Source organism: Corynebacterium sp. p3-SID1194 (assembly GCF_025144155.1).
Classification (GTDB): domain Bacteria; phylum Actinomycetota; class Actinomycetes; order Mycobacteriales; family Mycobacteriaceae; genus Corynebacterium.
The window spans coordinates 1-660 of sequence record NZ_JALXWY010000045.1; the positions used below are offsets into that span (position 1 = coordinate 1).

The window sequence follows — 660 nt, forward strand, 5'->3', positions numbered from 1 at the left end:
CCACATCATCGACATGCGCAAAGAACTCACCAAAGCAGGACTCGACGCAGGCCCAGACACCATCGCCTTCCACCTAGACAGGCAGGGGCTTCGCACCCCGTCAACATCGACAATCCGCCGCATCATCACTGACGCCGGACTCGTCGACCCGCAACCACAAAAGAAACCGCGCAGCTCCTACATCAGATTTGAAGCCGCCATGCCCAACGAATGCTGGCAAGCCGACATCACCTACCTCTTTCTCATCGACGGCAGACGCGTAGAAGTCCTCGACTTCATCGACGACCACTCCCGCTACCTGCTATCAATCACCGCCCGGCCAGCATTTACAGGCCCAGCTGTCGCAGCAGAACTCCAACGCCTCATCGACACTTTCGGCCCGCCAGCATCCACACTCACCGACAACGGGCTGGTGTTCACCGCCCGGTTAGCCGGACGAAAAGGCGGCCGCAACGCTTTTGAGAAAGTCCTCACCGACAACTGCATCCAACAGAAAAACGGTCGGCCAGGACACCCACAAACTCAAGGCAAAATCGAACGCTTCCACCAAACACTCAAACGCTGGATCAACGCCCAACCACCCGCCGAAACCATCCCCCACCTTCAACGACAACTCAACGAATTCGCCGCCTACTACAACACCGAACGCCCCCACAGATC

Annotated in this window: 1 protein-coding gene; it reads left to right on the plus strand. The window is 57.9% G+C overall.

Annotated elements, in window-relative coordinates; translation table 11 throughout:
• The coding region (locus M3G19_RS11815) for an integrase core domain-containing protein (RefSeq protein WP_259902795.1) at positions 1-660 on the plus strand (660 nt) is incomplete at both ends.